Source organism: Streptomyces sp. NPDC031554 (assembly GCF_055580685.1).
Window position 1 is genome coordinate 365262 of the sequence record NZ_JBVIKX010000004.1, and the last position, 16596, is coordinate 381857.

17 protein-coding genes and 2 pseudogenes are annotated in these 16596 nt (G+C 73.5%); 11 read left to right on the forward strand and 8 right to left on the reverse strand.

Going from position 1 to position 16596, the window contains the following annotated elements; translation table 11 throughout:
• Positions 1–92: 92 nt before the first annotated feature.
• Positions 93–281 carry a regulatory protein AfsS gene (gene afsS, locus ACZ5FU_RS13615; RefSeq protein WP_403579854.1) on the forward strand — a complete coding sequence of 63 codons (189 nt, stop codon included), beginning with the start codon at positions 93–95 and terminating at the stop codon, positions 279–281.
• 337 nt (positions 282–618) lie between these two features.
• A complete protein-coding gene (locus ACZ5FU_RS13620; RefSeq protein ID WP_451526020.1) occupies positions 619–1071 on the forward strand; it encodes a phospholipase in 453 nt (150 codons plus the stop codon).
• A gap of 67 nt (positions 1072–1138) precedes the next feature.
• Here ACZ5FU_RS13620 and afsK read toward each other — a convergent pair whose 3' ends face one another.
• Positions 1139–3502, reverse strand: coding sequence for a protein serine/threonine kinase AfsK (gene afsK, locus ACZ5FU_RS13625; RefSeq protein WP_451526021.1), 2364 nt, complete (start codon positions 3500–3502; stop codon positions 1139–1141).
• Positions 3503–3747: 245 nt separating this feature from the next.
• Complete coding sequence (gene kbpA / locus ACZ5FU_RS13630; RefSeq protein WP_451526022.1) at positions 3748–4470, reverse strand: AfsK-binding protein KbpA; 723 nt, start codon at positions 4468–4470, stop codon at positions 3748–3750.
• A gap of 134 nt (positions 4471–4604) precedes the next feature.
• On the opposite strand from kbpA, the gene ACZ5FU_RS13635 reads away from it, so the two are divergent.
• The gene (locus ACZ5FU_RS13635) at positions 4605–5240 is read left to right on the forward strand and encodes a TetR family transcriptional regulator (protein WP_451778101.1); all 636 of its coding nucleotides are present in this window, start codon (positions 4605–4607) and stop codon (positions 5238–5240) included.
• 256 nt (positions 5241–5496) lie between these two features.
• Here the strand turns inward: ACZ5FU_RS13635 and ACZ5FU_RS13640 are convergent, their stop codons facing one another.
• A complete protein-coding gene (locus ACZ5FU_RS13640; protein WP_451526023.1) occupies positions 5497–5949 on the reverse strand; it encodes an Lrp/AsnC family transcriptional regulator in 453 nt (150 codons plus the stop codon).
• Positions 5950–6031: 82 nt separating this feature from the next.
• Here ACZ5FU_RS13640 and ACZ5FU_RS13645 point away from each other — a divergent pair, with 82 nt between their 5' ends.
• The 3 genes and pseudogenes from ACZ5FU_RS13645 to ACZ5FU_RS13655 form a co-directional block, all read left to right on the forward strand.
• A complete protein-coding gene (locus ACZ5FU_RS13645; protein ID WP_451526024.1) occupies positions 6032–6655 on the forward strand; it encodes a LysE family translocator in 624 nt (207 codons plus the stop codon).
• Between the two features lie 169 nt (positions 6656–6824).
• The gene (locus tag ACZ5FU_RS13650) at positions 6825–7499 is read left to right on the forward strand and encodes a pyridoxine/pyridoxamine 5'-phosphate oxidase (RefSeq protein WP_451778023.1); all 675 of its coding nucleotides are present in this window, start codon (positions 6825–6827) and stop codon (positions 7497–7499) included.
• A 78-nt stretch (positions 7500–7577) separates the two neighbouring features.
• A pseudogene (locus ACZ5FU_RS13655) lies at positions 7578–7700 on the forward strand (Asp23/Gls24 family envelope stress response protein); the annotation flags it as partial.
• A 321-nt stretch (positions 7701–8021) separates the two neighbouring features.
• On the opposite strand, the gene ACZ5FU_RS13660 reads toward ACZ5FU_RS13655, so the two are convergent.
• Together ACZ5FU_RS13660 and ACZ5FU_RS13665 are read right to left on the reverse strand one after the other, a co-directional pair.
• Positions 8022–8360, reverse strand: coding sequence for a helix-turn-helix domain-containing protein (locus ACZ5FU_RS13660; RefSeq protein WP_467851363.1), 339 nt, complete (start codon positions 8358–8360; stop codon positions 8022–8024).
• On the reverse strand, positions 8357–8731 hold the full coding sequence (locus tag ACZ5FU_RS13665) for a type II toxin-antitoxin system RelE/ParE family toxin (RefSeq protein WP_469045357.1): 375 nt from the start codon (positions 8729–8731) through the stop codon (positions 8357–8359). Before ACZ5FU_RS13665 ends, ACZ5FU_RS13660 begins: the two co-directional genes overlap by 4 nt.
• 46 nt (positions 8732–8777) lie before the next feature.
• Here ACZ5FU_RS13665 and ACZ5FU_RS13670 point away from each other — a divergent pair.
• Positions 8778–8945: pseudogene (locus tag ACZ5FU_RS13670) on the forward strand (Scr1 family TA system antitoxin-like transcriptional regulator); the annotation flags it as partial.
• Between the two features lie 31 nt (positions 8946–8976).
• Here the strand turns inward: ACZ5FU_RS13670 and ACZ5FU_RS13675 are convergent.
• Positions 8977–9714 (reverse strand): methyltransferase domain-containing protein, encoded by a 738-nt coding sequence (locus ACZ5FU_RS13675; RefSeq protein WP_468644746.1) that lies wholly within the window; start codon positions 9712–9714, stop codon positions 8977–8979.
• A 137-nt stretch (positions 9715–9851) separates the two neighbouring features.
• Complete coding sequence (locus tag ACZ5FU_RS13680) at positions 9852–10460, reverse strand: GNAT family N-acetyltransferase (RefSeq protein WP_468644744.1); 609 nt, start codon at positions 10458–10460, stop codon at positions 9852–9854.
• A gap of 263 nt (positions 10461–10723) precedes the next feature.
• Here ACZ5FU_RS13680 and ACZ5FU_RS13685 point away from each other — a divergent pair, with 263 nt between their 5' ends.
• The 3 genes from ACZ5FU_RS13685 to ACZ5FU_RS13695 all read left to right on the forward strand — a co-directional run bounded on the left by ACZ5FU_RS13685 (position 10724) and on the right by ACZ5FU_RS13695 (position 14070).
• Positions 10724–12334, forward strand: a complete 1611-nt coding sequence (locus ACZ5FU_RS13685) for a subtype B tannase (protein ID WP_469045407.1) — start codon at positions 10724–10726, stop codon at positions 12332–12334.
• A 286-nt stretch (positions 12335–12620) separates the two neighbouring features.
• Positions 12621–13814: a flavin-containing monooxygenase gene (locus ACZ5FU_RS13690; protein ID WP_469045358.1), complete on the forward strand. Its 1194-nt coding sequence runs from the start codon at positions 12621–12623 to the stop codon at positions 13812–13814.
• A gap of 70 nt (positions 13815–13884) precedes the next feature.
• Complete coding sequence (locus tag ACZ5FU_RS13695) at positions 13885–14070, forward strand: hypothetical protein (RefSeq protein WP_469045359.1); 186 nt, start codon at positions 13885–13887, stop codon at positions 14068–14070.
• On the opposite strand, the gene ACZ5FU_RS13700 is transcribed toward ACZ5FU_RS13695, so the two are convergent.
• On the reverse strand, positions 14018–15373 hold the full coding sequence (locus ACZ5FU_RS13700; RefSeq protein WP_469045360.1) for an MFS transporter: 1356 nt from the start codon (positions 15371–15373) through the stop codon (positions 14018–14020). The genes ACZ5FU_RS13695 and ACZ5FU_RS13700 overlap by 53 nt on opposite strands.
• A 191-nt stretch (positions 15374–15564) precedes the next feature.
• Here ACZ5FU_RS13700 and ACZ5FU_RS13705 point away from each other — a divergent pair, with 191 nt between their 5' ends.
• The gene (locus ACZ5FU_RS13705; protein ID WP_451526031.1) at positions 15565–16569 is read left to right on the forward strand and encodes a GlxA family transcriptional regulator; all 1005 of its coding nucleotides are present in this window, start codon (positions 15565–15567) and stop codon (positions 16567–16569) included.
• Positions 16570–16596: the final 27 nt, after the last annotated feature.

The window sequence follows — 16596 nt, forward strand, 5'->3', positions numbered from 1 at the left end:
CTGTGCGGCTTCGAACGCCCGTCCGGCAGCCCTCGGGGGAGCTTCTGGACGGGCGTTCCCCATTCGTCATCCGCAGCAGAGGAACCGGGACCATGAGCGACAAGAAGAACGCGGACGTCACCGCGATGGACAACAACATGCCCAGCCCGCCGAAGACGGACGAGACCATCACCACGATGGACAACAACATGCCGAGCGAGCCGGCCGGCGAGACCATCACGACGATGGACAACAACATGCCGGCTCCGCCCGCCCTGGACCTGGACCGCGGCGGCAAGTAGGGCTTCATCCCACGGGGACCGATCGGCCGCGGCGGCGCGGAGGGGGAGCCGCCGCGGCCGTGGTGTGTCCGACGGCCCTGATTCGTCCGGCGGTCGTGCGGTGTCCGCGACGGCCTCGACGCGTCCGACGGCCTTCGCGCGTCCGGTGGTCGTGGTGCGTCCGGCGGCCGCCGGCGGGGCGGCGCGAAGCGGCACGTCATGTTCCGCTCGCCCGGCACCTCCCGGAGTTCACGAAGTCGTCGGCCTGACGGGGTGTGAGCGCGCGTCACGGATGGCAACCATCTTGACATGCACCTGTTGCCCGAGAGGCGGGCAACAGCCGTACGGAGGTGTGGGAATGACCCGCAGACTTGCCACCGCTCTCGCCGCCCCGGCCCTCGCCCTCGGTGCCGTGTTCGTCACGGCGACCGCCGCCGGGGCCGCTCCCGCCGACAAGCCGCAGGTCCTCGCGGGCTGGACGCAGACCAGCGCGTCGAGCTACAGCTCGTGGACGGCCGCCCGCGCGAACCAGTCCGCCTGGTCCGCGTACGGCTTCGACTGGTCGACCGACTACTGCTCCTCCTCGCCGGACAACCCGCTCGGCTTCCCCTTCGCCACCTCCTGCGCCCGGCACGACTTCGGCTACCGCAACTACAAGGCCATCGGCGCCTTCTCCGCCAACAAGTCCCGCCTGGACAGCGCCTTCTACGAGGACCTCAAGCGCGTGTGCAACACGTACACGGGCGCCACCAGGACGACCTGCAACAGCACCGCCTGGACCTACTACCAGGCCGTCCGCGTCCTCGGCTGAGTCCGCGCGGGGCGCCCCGGCGCGCGCCCCGCGCCCCTCGGCACGGGCACCGTCCCCGCCGGCGGCGTCACGCCGTCCGCGCGGTGCCCGTGCCCTTCTCCGCGTCCAGGGCGTAGACGCAGCGGTCCTTGCTGCACGCGTAGACGACGCCGTCGCGGACCACCGGGGAGCCGGTGATCTCGCCGCCGGTCGCCAGCTTCCAGCGCAGGCGGCCGTCGTCGGCCTTGAGGGTGTAGAGGAGGTGGTCGGTGGAGCCGAAGTGGATGCGGCCCTCGGCCACCGCGGGGGCGCCGACGATGTCGCCGCCCGCCTGGAAGCGCCACTTGGGCGTGCCGGTGACGGCGTCGAGGGTGTAGAGGCCCTTGCCGCTGCCCACGTGGACGTGGCCCCCGGCGACCAGCACCGGGTCGACCGAGGAGCGGGCCTCGGTGGCGATGCGCCAGCGGTCGCGGCCGTCGGTGGCGTCGAGGGCGTAGACCGTGCCGAGGTAGTCGGCGAGGTAGACGCCGCCGCCCGTGACCGCCGGGCCGGGGACGAAGGTGGGCGGGGAGAGGAAGACCGCGGGGGCCTCGAAGTGCCAGCGGACCATGCCGCTCGCCACGTCGAGGGCGAGGACGCGGGTGCCGGCCGAGACGTAGACGTAGCCGTCGGGGGCCGTGGTCACCCGGACCGGGACGCCGCCGCAGGAGGCGGCGTCACCGATGGGGTACGACCAGCGTTCGTCGCCGGTGCGGGCGTCGAGGGCGCGCAGGCGGGCGTCCTGCCAGAGGTAGACCGTGCCGTCGTGGAGGGTGGGACCCGCCTCGGGGGACTCGAAGTCGGTCTGACAGCCGGTGACCTCCCACAGCTTCTGCCCGCTGGAGGCCTCCCAGGCCTGGACGCCGCCGCCGCGGGTGCCGGTGACGACGGTGCCCCGGTCGGCCCTGAGGCAGTACACCCAGGAGTCGGTGGGCAGCCGCCACAGGTCGGTGCCCTCGCGGGCGTCCAGCGCGAACAGGGTGGGGCCGTCGGAGGCGACGACACGGCCGTCCGCCACCGCCATCGACCAGGCCACGTCACGCGTCTTGAAGCGGCGCCGGCCGGTGGCCACGTCCAGGGCGTGCACCTCGAAGGAGGTGACGTAGACGAGGTCGCCCGCGACGGCCGGGGTGCCCCAGACGTCGTTGGACATGCGGAACCGCCAGGGGCGCCAGCCCGCCGGGGTCGCGGCGGCGGCCGGGGGCGCGGCCGTGGGGGCCGGGTCGGCGCCGGCCGTGCCGGGGCGGGGCCGGGACCAGGAGGCGACCAGGCCGGGATCGGGCACGGGAGCCTTGACGGCGGCGGTGGCCCGCACGTCGGCGACCCGCGGGCCGGGCCCGATCGGCACGGCCGCCCCGGCGAGCCGGACGGGCCCCGTGCCGGGGGCGCCGACCGCGGCGGGCGCGGGCGCCGTACGGGCGGGCACCACGGGGTCGTGCGCGGGCGGCGGCGGAACGGCGGGGCGGGCCATGCCGACGCCGCCGCCGCGGTGGCTCGCCGCCGCCTTGACGGGCGGCCGGCCGCCGCGGCGCGTCTCGATGAGGGTGACCGCCTTCTCGGGCAGCCAGGCCGACGCCGTACCGCTGTCGTCGGAGCCGGAGCCGAACAGGTGGGGGGCCAGCTGGGCCTGGAGGTCGGCGGGGCTGGGCCGGCCGGCGGCCTCCATCTGCATGCAGGAGTCGATGAGCGGACGCAGCTCGGCGGGCAGACCCTTCAGGTCGGGGCCCTCGCGCAGCAGCATGAAGACCGTCTCGACCGGGTTGGCGCCGTGGAACGGGGGATGGCCGGTGGCCGCGAAGACGAGGGTCGAGCCGAGGGAGAAGACGTCGCTGGCGCCGGTGACGCTGCGCGAGTCCTTGGCCTGCTCGGGGGACATGTAGGCGGGGGTGCCGACGGCGACGTTCGTCATCGTCAGACGGGTGTTCGAGACGCCGGACGCGATGCCGAAGTCGATCACCCGGGGGCCGTCCTCGACGACCAGGACGTTGGAGGGCTTCAGGTCGCGGTGGACGAGCCCGGCGCCGTGGATGGAGTGGAGGGCCTCCGCGATGCCCGCCGCCAGCCAGCGCACCGCCTGGGCCGGCAGCGGCCCGCAGTCGTTCACTATCTCCTCGAGGGAGGGCGCGGGCACGTAGGCGGTGGCCAGCCACGGCACGGCGGCCCGCGGATCGGCGTCGACGACCGCGGCCGTGTAGAAGCCGGAGACCGCCCGCGCCGCCTCCACCTCGCGGGTGAAGCGCACCCGGAACAGCTGGTCCTCGGCCAGTTCCGTGCGGACCGTCTTGATCGCCACCCGCCGGCCCGAGGCCGAACGCGCGAGATAGACCAGCCCCATGCCGCCGGCCCCCAGCCGTCCCAGCACCTCGAACGGCCCGATCCGCCGCGGATCGTGCTGCGTCAGCTGATCCACCACTTGCCTGCCACCTCCCCGTACGGGCCACGCCACCCACATGTGCACGCGGCCCCGTGCAGCGTCTCACCACCGCACCGCCGTGGCGGCACGCACCCCGATTCTTCCTGGCCGGGCCACCGGTTGCGAACCCCGCGACAATCGGGGTGTCTCATTTCATATACGCGCAAGCGGGCACCCGCACACACGCCCGTCCCGCACGTACGTCCCCGCCCTCACACCCGCCCCCGCCGCACCCTCGGCACGGCTCAGCGCTGGAGCAGCGCGAACGACGCCCCTTGATTGTCGGTGACGACGGCCACCGTTCCGTACGAGGCGGTGAACGGCCCCGCCTGCACCCGCCCCCCGAGCCTGCTCACCGTGCCGAGCACCGCCTCGCAGTCGTCCACGCCGAAGTGGACGAGGAAGTGCGGCGGCATGACGTCGGGGAAGACGTCCGAGACCGGCGCCCGCCCGAAGTCGGGCTCGGCGCCCGGACCGAACAGGGCCTCGTGGAAGAGGTGGCCGTAGAAGGTGTTGGCGGCCCCCGTGTCACGGGCGTACAGCTGCGCCCAGGCGAACGCGCCGGGCCGGTGCCGCACCCCGAAACCGGGGTGGCCGCCCGCCTGCCACAGGCCGAAGACCGCGCCCTCGGGGTCGGCGGCCAGGGCCGCGACGCCCGCCCCGTCGACCGGCACCGGCGCGATCACCACCTGCCCGCCGGCCGTGCGGATGCGGCGCACGGTCGCCTCCACGTCCGGGGTGGCGAAGGACACCGTCCACACCGTGGGCATCCGCCCGTCCGTCTTGTGGGCGAGGGCGGCGACCGGCTCGCCGTCCAGCCGGGCCCACACGGAGGAGCCGTACGCCTCCTCGAAGGCCCATCCGAACAGCTCCCCGTAGAACCGCTTGCCCGCGTCCACGTCGGGGAGCTGCGCGTCCACCCAGCAGGGGACGCCCTCCGCGTACACCGATGCCCTGTTTTCGGCCATACAGCCAACCTAACGGCGCTTCACGCAAGCCGCAGACCAGGCACGCCTGCCGCCGGGCCCCCGCGCACCCCATTTGCAGTCGGCCGAATCGCGCTCTCATCACCCGTCGGTAAGCTGACGACATGACAGGACAAGTGCGTACCGTCGACGGCCGCGTGGCCGGTCGGCGCGGGCAGGCGACGCGGCAGAAACTGCTCGACTGCCTCAGCGAGATGCTCAGCTCCTCTCCCTACCGGGACGTCAAGGTCATCGATGTCGCCCGGAAGGCGGGCACTTCGCCCGCGACCTTCTACCAGTACTTCCCGGACGTGGAGGGCGCCGTCCTGGAGATCGCGGAGCAAATGGCCTCCGAAAGCGCCGGGTTGACCGAGGTGCTGGAGGGGCGGTCCTGGGTCGGCAAGGCGGGGTGGCAGACCGCGCAGGAACTCGTCGACGAGTTCCTGGAGTTCTGGAAGCGCAACGACGCGATCCTGCGCGTCGTCGACCTCGGCGCGGCCGAGGGCGACAAGCGTTTCTACAAGCTCCGCATGAAGATCCTCAACTCTGTGAACAGCTCCCTCTCGGACGCCGTCGCCGAGTTGCAGGCCAAGGGCAAGGTCGACAAGGACGTGAACCCGGGCGCGATCGCCGGTTCGCTGGTCGCGATGCTCGCCGCGGTCGCCTCCCACCAGAAAGGTTTCACCTCGTGGGGCGTCAAGCAGGCTGAACTCAAGCCGAACGTGGCGCTGTTGGTGCACCTGGGCATCACCGGGAAGAAGCCGGTGAAATAAGTCCGCGGCAGCCGCGGCCCTCCTTTTTCCACGTCCCAAGTCCTGTCTGGCAGGCGGTGGTTCGTCCGGCGACCCGGACGTCCACCGCCTGTCGCGCTGTACGGGCACGTCCACCGGGGGATCTCGGCGGATATGTGCGCACGCCTGCGGATGAGTATGGGCAAATGCAGACATCCACAGACGCCTGCGAACGTCTACGAACACCTGCGGACGTCTACGAACACCTGCGGACTTCCGCGGCACACACCGGCGCGCGTCAGCCCGGCAGCGGCCGGTCCCGCACCACGTGCTTCATGACCAGCGTGGAGGTGAGGCGCTGCACGCCGGGCAGGGTCGCCAGCCGCTCGTCGTACAGCCGTTGGAAGGCCGCGAGGTCGGCGGTGGCCACCCGCAGCAGGTAGTCCGGCTCCCCGAACAGCCGCTGGGCGTCCAGCACGTGCTCCACCTCGGCGACGGCCCGCTCGAACTCCGCGACCGTGTCGCGGTCCTCCTGCCGCATCGAGACGAAGACCAGCGCCTCGAAGGGCAGCCCGACGGCGGCCGGCTCCACCACCGCCCGGTAGCCGCTGATCGCCCCGGACCGCTCCAGCTCCCGCAGACGCCGGTGGCACGGCGAGACGCTCAGCCGCACCCGCGCGGCCAGCTCGGTCACGGTCAGCCGCCCGTCCTGCTGCAGCTCGGCAAGAATCTTCCGGTCCACGTCGTCCATGAGGCAGATCTTTCCCCAGTCGGCCCGGTTCGGAGAAAACTTCGGGAACACCTTCGCCCGGATCACGCCTAATGTCCCCTTCATGGACTCCGGAACGCTGATCTCCTTCCTCACCCTCGACCTGCTGCTGGTGTGCGTGCCGGGCGCGGACTGGGCGTACGTGATCGCCGCCGGGCTGCGCGGCCGCTCGGTGGGCCCGGCCGTGGCGGGTCTGGTCGGCGGTTACGCCCTGCACACGGTGCTGGCCGCGGCGGGACTCGCGGTCCTGGTGGCAGGATCCCCGCGGCTGCTCACCGTGCTGACGGTGGCCGGGGCGGCGTACCTGGTGTGGCTGGGCTGGAGCGTGCTGCGCCGGCCGGGGGTGCCGCGGGCCGGGGAGGCCGTGGCGCGGGACGGGCGGCGGGTCTTCCTGCGCGGGGCGACGATCAGCGGCCTCAACCCCAAGGGCCTGCTGCTCTACCTCTCCGTGCTGCCGCAGTTCCTCGTCACCCGTGACGCGCGGTTGCCGGTCCCGGCACAGACCGCCGCCCTCGGGCTGCTGCACATGGCGTGCTGCGCCGCCGTCTACGCGGCGGTGGGCGTCCTGGCCCGCCGGCTGCTGGGTGCCCGCCCGGCGGCGGCCCGCGCGGTCACCCGGACGTCGGGTGCGGCGATGCTGGGGATCGGCGCGTTCCTGCTGGTCCAGCGGCTGGCCCTCGGCGGCTGAGCCGGGACGGGCGGGCCTGTCGGGACGGGCCTGTCGGGGCGGGCCTGTCGGACGGACGCGACCGGCCGGGGCAGAGCCGACCGGCCGGGGCAAGGCTGAGCGGCCGGGACGGGCACGGCCCGCCCGGCCAGGCACGGCCGCAGGCCCCGCCCTGGCCGATACTCGGGCCATGGGAACGGATGCCACGGATCTTCACGAACTGCTGAGGTCGCTACGGGTGTGGGACCCGGAGGTGACCGAGCTGCCGCCCTTCGATCCGGCGGCGGCCCCCGCCGATCCGCTGGCGCTGTTCACCGGCTGGTTCGCCGAGGCGGTCGCGGCGGGCGAGCGCGAGCCGCACACCATGACCCTGTCGACCGCCGACGGGGACGGCCTGCCGGACGCGCGGATCGTGATGCTGCACGGGGCGGACGGGGACGGCTGGTCCTTCGCCACACACGTGACCAGCCGCAAGGGCGGCCACCTCACGGCCCGCCCGTTCGCGGCCCTCACCTTCTACTGGCCCCTGCTGGGCCGCGAGGTACGCGTGCGCGGGCCGGTGACGGCCGCCCCGGCCGCGGAGGCACGGGCGGACCTGCACGCCCGGTCGACGGGGGCCCTGGCCGCCGCCCTCACCGGCCGCCAGAGCGAGGACCTGGCCTCGCTGGAGGAGCTGGCGACGGCGTCGTCCGCCGCCTGGGACCGGGCCCGCCGGGACCCGGCCGCCGAGTCCCCCACCTGGACCCTGTACCGGCTCCGTCCGGACGAGGTGGAGTTCTTCCAGGGCGAGGCCCGGCGCCGGCACGTCCGGCTGGCCTACCGGCGGACGTCGGACGGCTGGTCGCGGGGACTGCTGTGGCCGTGAGGGGCGCGTGAGGGGGCGACGAGCCGCGGGTTCCCACCGCCTGAACCGCGGGTTCCCACCGCCTGGACCGGGTCCGGCGCGGTGCGGGAGAACGTGATCTCCGCGGTGGAGGGGATGGCGGGCCGGGAGGTCGTGAGGGTCGACATCAAGGTCAGCGACGTGAAGCTGCCCGACGAGGAGGACGAGGGCGAGGAGCGGTAACGGATCCGGTAGCCGGACGGAGCGGCACGTTCGGGTGACGGAGCGCGTGACGAGCCGTGAGCGAAGGAGCGCGCGACGAGCAAGGCCGTGGTGGGCCTGACGGCCGGCATGGCGCTCGGTTTCGCCGAGCATTTCGGCAACTTCCGGACTTTTCTGCTGGTGCCGGGGCTGGGCCTCGCCGGTCTCCTGGTCGGACGGCTCACGGAAGTCGCTCTCGAACCGGACGACCTCGTAAGCCGCCGGGACCGGCAGGGCCGGATCCGCGACGACCGGCGACGGGCCCGGGGGACTCGCGTCGGTGAGCCGGTGACGGCTCCCCGGTCACGCGGCACGCTCCTCGAACACCAGCGTGTTGCGCCCGTCGGAGACGACATGCAGGTCCACCGTGACATCCAGCGCTCCCGACAGCCGGACCAGCAGATCGGCGGTGAGGGGCAGCAGGCCGCCGAGTTCCACGGCCTCCACCTCGTCCTCGGACATCCCGATCCGCAGCCCCAGCGCGGACTGGGTCAGCCCGAGGGCGACACGACGGTCGTGAACCAGTTGCCCCAACGCATGGGCCAGCCGGATCTGCTCCCGCTCCGCAACCACCTCCGGCGGCTCGGCACCCCCCTCAGCGGTTCTCCGCTCCCGCGACAGCTTCCAGCGAGTGTGGCTCACAGGTCCTCCCGGAACTCACGAGTGAACTCGTCATGCGCGGGGCCATGCTCCGCCTCGCACCGTTCTTTCGCCAGTCTGGCGCGCTTGACCTCTGCGTCCTCCCGCATCCTGGTCTTCCGGAAAACAGTGAGCAGCACGATCCGTCGACGAGGCGCCAGCCAGTACGTGACTCGCGTGGCACACCCGCTCAGAACGAATCGCAGTTCACGCACTCCCTCTCCCAGGTTACGAGAGTGCGGCTCCCCGAGCGTCGTCGGCTTCTCAACGAGAAGGTCGGCTTTCTCCTCGACCTGGCGATAGTGCTGCGCGGACAGGTGCTCGAGCCAGAACCGCACTTCCGGCTCCAACTCGATCACATAGGGTTCGATCACTGCGCAAACGTAGGAACTCCCGTGAGGCACGGCATCCCGTTCACCGTTGCCGTCACTCGTACGTGCGGTCGCCCGGGAGATACCCGCTCACCCCCGGCCGGCCCCTCTGCTCTACACCGCCTGTGTCCACGAGGCCGCGCTGCGCATGCCCTATGGAGGCACCGAGGTGACTCTCGCGCAACTGCACCACCTCGCGGGCCAGTCCGAGCGGGACATCGTGGAAGTACGCGTGATCCCCACCAGCGTCAGCGGCTTCCCCGGAGCGGGGCACGCACTGCTGTACGCGGACGGCCCCGCGCCTCGTCGATGTGGCCCTCTTCCATGGCCTGTTGGAGGTTGCGGCCCAGGCCGAGGGTGTGATCGGCGTCCGGGAGGTCGCGGAAGACCGGGGTCGTCGCGCTCACGTCGTCGACCCGGAAGCCGGCTGCGGTGGCGAGGGGGGCGCGGCCGTGGCCGACGGTGGCGTTCCGGACCACGTGTCCGGTGGCGTAGCGGGTGAAGGCGCGGCTGACGTCGAGGTCCTCGGAGTCCACCACGAGGGTGTCCCAGTCCGGTTCGGCGAAGGCGACGACGGCACCGGGGCGGGTCACGCGGTGCAGTTCGGCCAGGGCTCCGGCCGGATCGGCCACGTGCATCAGGACGCGGTCGGTCCTGGCCCGGTCCACCGTGCCGGAGGCGACGGGCAGCGCGTGGACGTCGCCCTCGCGCAGGTCCACGGCCCGCAGTCCGGCCGTGCGCTCCCGCGCCCTTTCCAGCATCCGCGGGTCGCGGTCGACGCCGATCACCACGCCCGCGTCGCCCATGCGTTCGGCCAGGGCGGGCAGGTCCGTGCCGGGACCGCAGCCCGCGTCGAGCACGGTCTGCCCCGGCGCGGGGTCCAGCCGGTCGAGCAGCTGCGCCTTGTACGTACGGCCGGCTTCCGCCGCCGCCCGCAGCATGTAGGCGGCCTGGTCCGGCCGGGGCGCCCCGAGGGTCGTCGACATGCCCGCGAGTCAATCACGCGGGACCGGGACGGGGGCCCGGGTCGCGCAGATCCGGCGGCAGAGGGCACCCAAGGGACGCTCAGGGGACGGCGTCGCCGTCGCGGAGCCCGTGGACGGGGAAGCCGAAGCCTTCGACGTCACCCGGACCCGGCCGCCGGGTCGGGGTCCGTGGCGAGGCGGGCGTGGCCGTGCACGTCCCGCCAGGCGTCATGGCGGCCGGCCTCCCACATCGCGCCGCGCAGGACGCCCTCGGCGCGGAACCCGCAGCGCTCGGCGACCCGGCAGGACGCCTCGTGGCCGAGGGCGTGGCCCAACTCCAGCCGGTGGAGGCCGAGACGGCCGAAGAACCAGTCGGTGGCCAGCCGCAGGGACCGGGTGGCCACCTGCCGGCCGCGGGCCTCGGGCAGCACCCAGTAGCCGACGTTGGCGCAGCCGCGGACGCGGTCGATCGCGTTGAGGCCGACCTGCCCGAGAACCGTCCCGTCCTCCGCGTCCGTGACGCAGAGGGCGACCCCGGTCCCGGCCGCCGTCGCCTCCACCCTCGCCCGCATCGACTCCCGCGCGCCGGCGGCGTCCGTGATGGCCCGCAGCGGGGTGTTCCAGCGCAGGAACTCGGGGTCGAGGTGCACGCGCAGCCACGCGTCGACGTCGGCGGGGGACTCGGGGTCCCAGGCCCGCAGCCGGAGCCCGTGGCCGTCGAGCACGGGAACGGGCGGGCCGGCGTACGGCTCACGGAGATCACTCATCCCGTCATTGAACACCGGCCGCCCCCGCCGGACACCGGCCGCTTCCGCACCCGCCTCGGAGCGTTCCGCCCCCACCCGCGCGTGCCGGCCTCGCGTTTCATGAAGAGGGGCTGTGTCCCCGCCATGAATCTGTGCATCCCCCATGAAGAAGCGCGGATTGTTGGCAATTCTGTCCACAACAAGGCTACGTTCGCTGGCGCCAGCACCCGCAGCGAGGGAGTCGAACCGTGCAGCACAGGGCAGTCAAGCGCAGGTCGGTCGTCATGGGCATCGGGGCCGCCGCCGGTGTCGCGGCCGTGGGGGGTCTCGCCCTCAGCGCCCAGGCGTCGGCCGACGGGACCTCGGCCTCTTCCTCGTCCGGCTCGGACTCCCTGGGCTCCCTCGCCTTCGACCCGGACGCCTACACCGAGCTGACGACCACCGTCACGGACACCGAGGGCACCGAGCACTCCGTGACCTACCACTTCTGGAAGGCGATCACCTACGTCGCCCGGCCGGTGGACGAGAAGTACCAGAGCCTCAACGTCAGCGTCCCGGTGAAGATCGACGGCACCGCGGTGGACGCCTCGGACGCGCCGATCCTGTTCGCGAACTCCGTCGGCGGGTACATGCCGTCCTCCGTCGCGGACGCTACCGGCGTCGGCGGCCCCGCCGGCGGGCCCATGGGAGGCGGCGGCGCCCCCGGCGGTGCGTCCGCCCCGTCCGCCTCGCCGAGCCCCTCCGCCTCCAACGCCACGCGCGACACCAACGCCACCGGCGGCGCCCTGAACACCAACCAGCTGCTCGCCCTCGCCGCCGGTCACGTCGTCGTCGAGCCCGGCGCCCGCGGCCGTACCCTCAAGAACTCCGCCGGCCAGTACTACGGCGTCGCCCCCGCCGCGATCGTCGACCTCAAGGCCGCCGTGCGGTACGTCCGCGCCAACAAGGGCCGCATCCCCGGCGACACCGACCGGATCGTCTCCGCCGGCACCAGCGCGGGCGGCGCCCTGTCCGCGCTGCTCGGCGCGTCCGGCGACAGCCCGCTCTACGCCCCGTACCTGGAGGAGATCGGCGCGGCCGACGCCTCCGACGCCGTCTTCGCGACCGGCGCCTGGTGCCCGATCACCGACCTGGAGCACGCCGACGGCGCCTACGAGTGGAACTGGGGCGCCAACTCCACCTCCGCCGGCGCGGTCGTCGACCAGAGCGTGTCGAAGGAGCTGCGCGCGCAGTTCGCGGAGTACCAGGCCGCCCTCAAGCTCAAGGGACTCGGCGGCTTCGGCACGCTCACCGCCCGCAACTACGACGCGTACCTGGTCGAGCAGTACCTGGAGCCGTCGGCCACCACCCACCTCGCCGCCCTGTCGGACGCGGCGCGGGCGACCTACCTCGCCGCCCACCCCTTCATCACCTGGAGGAACGGCCGCGCCTCCTTCTCCTGGGCCGGCTTCCTCACCCACGTCGGCGCCCGCAAGAAGAACGTCCCCGCCTTCGACGCCTTCGACCTCTCCTCCGGGGAGAACAACGAGTTCGGCAAGGGCACCACGCTCACCCGGCACTTCACGGCGTACGGCCAGCGCAACGACACGACCGGCCTCACCGCCAAGCGGGTCGACGGCGACGTCCCCGAGCTGCTGCGGCTGATGAACCCGATGTACCACCTGGTCGACAAGCCCAACGCCGGCCGCAGCAGGCACTGGTGGATCCGGTTGGGCGCCAAGGACTCCGACACGTCGCTGACGGTGTCCGCCAACCTCGCCGCCGCCGCGCACGGCCTCGGCGACGACGTGAACCACCTCTACTACTGGGACCAGGGCCACGGCGCCAACACCGACCCGGGCGACTTCGTCCGGTGGATCGCGAAGGTGACGGGGTACAAGGCCGGGCGGAAGTAGTCCCCCCTCCCGGCGGCCTCCGCCGAGCCCCGGCAGCCTTTGCCGAACCCCTGCGGCCTCCACCGGGCCGCCCCTGAACGGCGGCGTCCGTTTCCCGTCATAAGAATCGACGCCGTCCTCCGCGACGCCGGACCCCGCGCACCCGGGCCCGGCGTCGCGGCTTGTCCGCCGCCAGGTGACCGGCGTCACCATCCGCACACACCATTCGCACAGGCGTGATCGATCCGCAACCAATTCCGGTCTTGACCGAGACCCATCAATGCCGCGCATGATTACGCTCGCGCTCATGGAAGACTCCGCACCGCAGCCGAACCCCTCCGCGAACAGCGCCGCACACGCGGCCGACCGCCCGGTCTACGTCATCGGCGGCGGCCCCGGCGGCCTCGCCACCGCGTACGCGCTGCGCGCCCGGGGGGTCCGCGCCGTCGTGGTGGAGAAGTCCGACCGGGTCGGCGCGTCCTGGCGGCGGCACTACGACCGGCTGCACCTGCACACCACCCGGCGCCGCTCGGCCCTGCCCGGCCTGCCGATGCCCCGCCGCTTCGGACGGTGGGTCGCCCGCGACGACATGGTGCGGTACCTGGAGAAGTACGCCGAGCACCACGAGCTGGAGATCGTCACCGGCGTCGAGGTGTCCCGCGTCGAGCGGACCCCCGACGGCACGGGCTGGCTGCTGCACGCCTCCGGAGGGCGGGAGCTGACCGGCGCGGCGGTCGTCGTCGCCACCGGCCACAACCACACCCCGGCGCTGCCCGACTGGCCCGGCCGCGACACCTTCACCGGCGAACTGGTCCACGCCTCCGCCTACCGCAACGGCACGCCGTACGCGGGCCGGGACGTCCTCGTCGTCGGCGTCGGCAACACCGGTGCCGAGATCGCCGTCGACCTGGTGGAGAGCGGTGCCGGGCGGGTGCGGCTGGCCGTGCGCACGGTCCCGCACATCGTGCGCCGCTCCACCGCCGGCTGGCCGGCCCAGTACAGCGGCATCCTCGTACGGCGGCTGCCCGTCAAGCTCGTCGACCGCGTCGGCCGGGCACTGGCCCGGGTCAGCGTGCCGGACCTGTCGGCGCGGGGGCTGCCGCGACCGGACACCGGGCTCTACACCCGCGTCCGCGAAGGGGCGATCCCGGTGCAGGACGTCGGCCTGATCGACGCGGTGCGCACGGGGAAGGTCGAGGTCGTGGCCGCGGTGGACGGCTTCGAGGACGGCGAGGTCCTCCTCGCCGACGGCACCCGCGTCCGGCCGGACGCCGTGATCGCCGCGACCGGCTACGTCCGCGCCCTGGAGGACCTGGTCGGCCACCTCGACGTCCTCGACGCCCGCGGCAGACCGACCGCCCACGGCCCCCGCACCCCGGCCGGCGCCCCCGGCCTCTACTTCACCGGCTTCACCAACCCCATCAGCGGCAACCTCCGCGAACTCTCCCTCGACGCGGAACGCATAGCGAAGGCGGTGCGCCGCCGGCTGGGCCGGAGCTGAGGGAAGCCGCGGAGGGGGACGGGGAGAGACCGGCGGAGGCCTCGCCGGGCTCACCACGGCGTGGGACCTCGTGGCGGCGGACCGGACGCGGGCCGTCCCGGAGGTCCGGGACCGGATCGGCGGCCCGCTCCCGCCGGGGACGGTTCCGGCAGGAACCGTCCGTCGCACGGCGGGCCGTCGCGAGGCGGTCGGGCCGCGGGCCGTCAGGCCGTCGCCGGGACGACGGGCGCGAGGGGTCCCGTGGGCCGGCGCCTGATCACCAGCGCCATCAGCGCCGCCGCCGCGCACAGCGCGCCCGAGGCGTACCAGACCACGTCGTAGGAGCCGAAGGCGTCGCGGGCCACGCCGCCGAGGAAGGCGACCAGGGCCGCGCCGACCTGGTGGGAGGCCAGGACCCAGCCGAAGACGATGGCGCTGTCCTCGCCGTAGTGCTCCCGGCACAGGGCCAGGGTGGGCGGGACGGTGGCGACCCAGTCGAGGCCGTAGAAGACGATGAAGAAGATCATCGGCGGGTGGACCGTCGGGGCCAGCAGGATCGGCAGGAAGAGGAGCGAGACGCCGCGGAGCGCGTAGTACACCGCCAGCAGCCGGCGCGGTTCGAAGCGGTCCGTGAACCAGCCGGAGGCGATCGTGCCGACCACGTCGAACACGCCGATCACCGCGAGCAGGGAGGCCGCCGCCGTGACGGGCATGTGGTGGTCGTGGGCGGCCGGCACGAAGTGGGTCTGGACCAGACCGTTCGTGGAGGCGCCGCAGATCGCGAAGGACCCGGCCAGCAGCCAGAACGGGCCGGTGCGCAGCGCCGAGGACAGGACCGTGACCGCGCGTCGCGCCGCGCCCGGCACCGGAGCCGGCTTGGGGACGAACTCCTTCGCCCCGTAAGGCCTCTGGCCCACGTCCGCCGGATGGTCGCGCAGCAGCAGCCAGACGAAGGGGACGACCGCGAGGGCGGCGAGCGCGACCGTCACCGCCGCCGGGCGCCAGTCGTACCGCGTGATCATCCAGGACAGCAGCGGCAGGAAGATCAGCTGTCCGGAGGCGGAGGCCGCGGTGAGGATGCCGCTGACCAGACCTCGGCGCTCGGTGAACCAGCGGTTGGTGACCGTCGCGGCGAAGGCGAGGGCCATCGAACCCGAACCGAGGCCCACGAGCAGCCCCCAGCACAGCAGCAGCTGCCAGGCCGCCGTCATCCACACCGTCAGGCCGGAGCCGAGCGCGATCACGGTCAGCGCGACGGCCACCACGCGGCGGATGCCGAAACGGTCCATCAGTGCCGCGGCGAAGGGCGCGGTGAGCCCGTAGAGGGCGAGGTTGACCGACACGGCCGCGCCGATCGTGCCGCGCGACCAGCCGAAGTCCTCGTTCAGCGGCTCGATGAGCAGGCCGGGCAGCGAGCGGAACGCCGCCGCGCCGATGATCGTGACGAAGGTGACCGCGGCGACGAACCACGCCCGGTGCACGCGCGGCAGCCGCCTCCCGGCACGCGCCGTCCGACCGCCGTCCGTCCCCTCCGTCCCCGCCGTCCCCTTCGTCTCTGCCGTCCCTGCCGTCCCCGTCATTTCGGAGACCTCCGCGTCCGGCACCCCGTTCACCTCGGCCCCTCTCCCTCCGGCCCCGGTCGCCCCGGTCGCCCCAGTCGCCCCGGTCGCCCCTGCCTTGGTCGTGTCCGTCTGCGTCACGTCTCAGAGCTTCGGGTCCGCGACCGTCCGGAACGAGTGGCCCGAAGGACGATGTTCGTTAGGATCGGGCCATGAGCCCGTCCTCAGGCTTCCGTCCGCACCGCGTCGTCGTCCTCGCCCTCGACGGCCTGCTCCCCTTCGAACTGGGCATCCCGCACCGCATCTTCGGCCGCCCCAAGGACTCCGGGGGACGGCACCTGTACGAGGTCGTCACCTGCTCGGTCCGGCCTCCGGGACCGGTGGAGACGGACGCCGACTTCGTCGTCCAGGTCGCGCACGGCCCGGAGGCGCTGGCCACCGCCGACACCGTGATCGTCCCCGCGTCGTACGAACTCGGCCCGGTCTTCGAGGAGGGCGTCCTGACCGACGACCTCGCCGCCGCGCTCGCCCTCGTCCGCCCCGGCACCCGCCTCGCCTCCATCTGCACCGGCGTGTACGTCCTGGCCGCCGCCGGTGTCCTCGACGGCCGCCCCGCGACCACGCACTGGGCCGACGCCGCCCGGTTCCAGCGCCTGTTCCCCGAGGTCCGGGTCGACGCCGACGTCCTCTTCGTCGACGACGGCGACGTCCTGACCTCGGCGGGCGTCGCCGCCGGCATCGACCTGTGCCTGCACATGGTGCGCCGCGACCACGGCACGGCCGTCGCCAACGAGGTCGCCCGCCGCACGGTCGTACCGCCGCACCGCGACGGCGGACAGGCGCAGTACATCGAACGGCCGGTGCCCGACCCGCAGCTGCCCGGGACGACCGCGGCGCGCGCGTGGGCGCTCGGCCGCCTCCACGAGCCCATCCAGCTGCGGGACATGGCCGCCCGGGAGGCCATGTCGGTACGGACGTTCACCCGCCGCTTCCGCGAGGAGGTCGGGGTCAGCCCCGGCCAGTGGCTCACCCGGCAGCGCGTCGAACGCGCCCGGCACCTGCTGGAGTCCACCGGCCTCTCCGTCGACCAGGTCGCCCGGGACGCCGGCTTCGGCACCGCCCAGTCGATGCGCCAGCACCTGCAGGCGGCGCTCGGGGTGACACCGACGGCGTACCGGCGGACGTTCCGGGCGGAGAGCGGCGCCGTCAGGACGTGAGGCCGCACCCCGGGGCGGGCGCCCGGG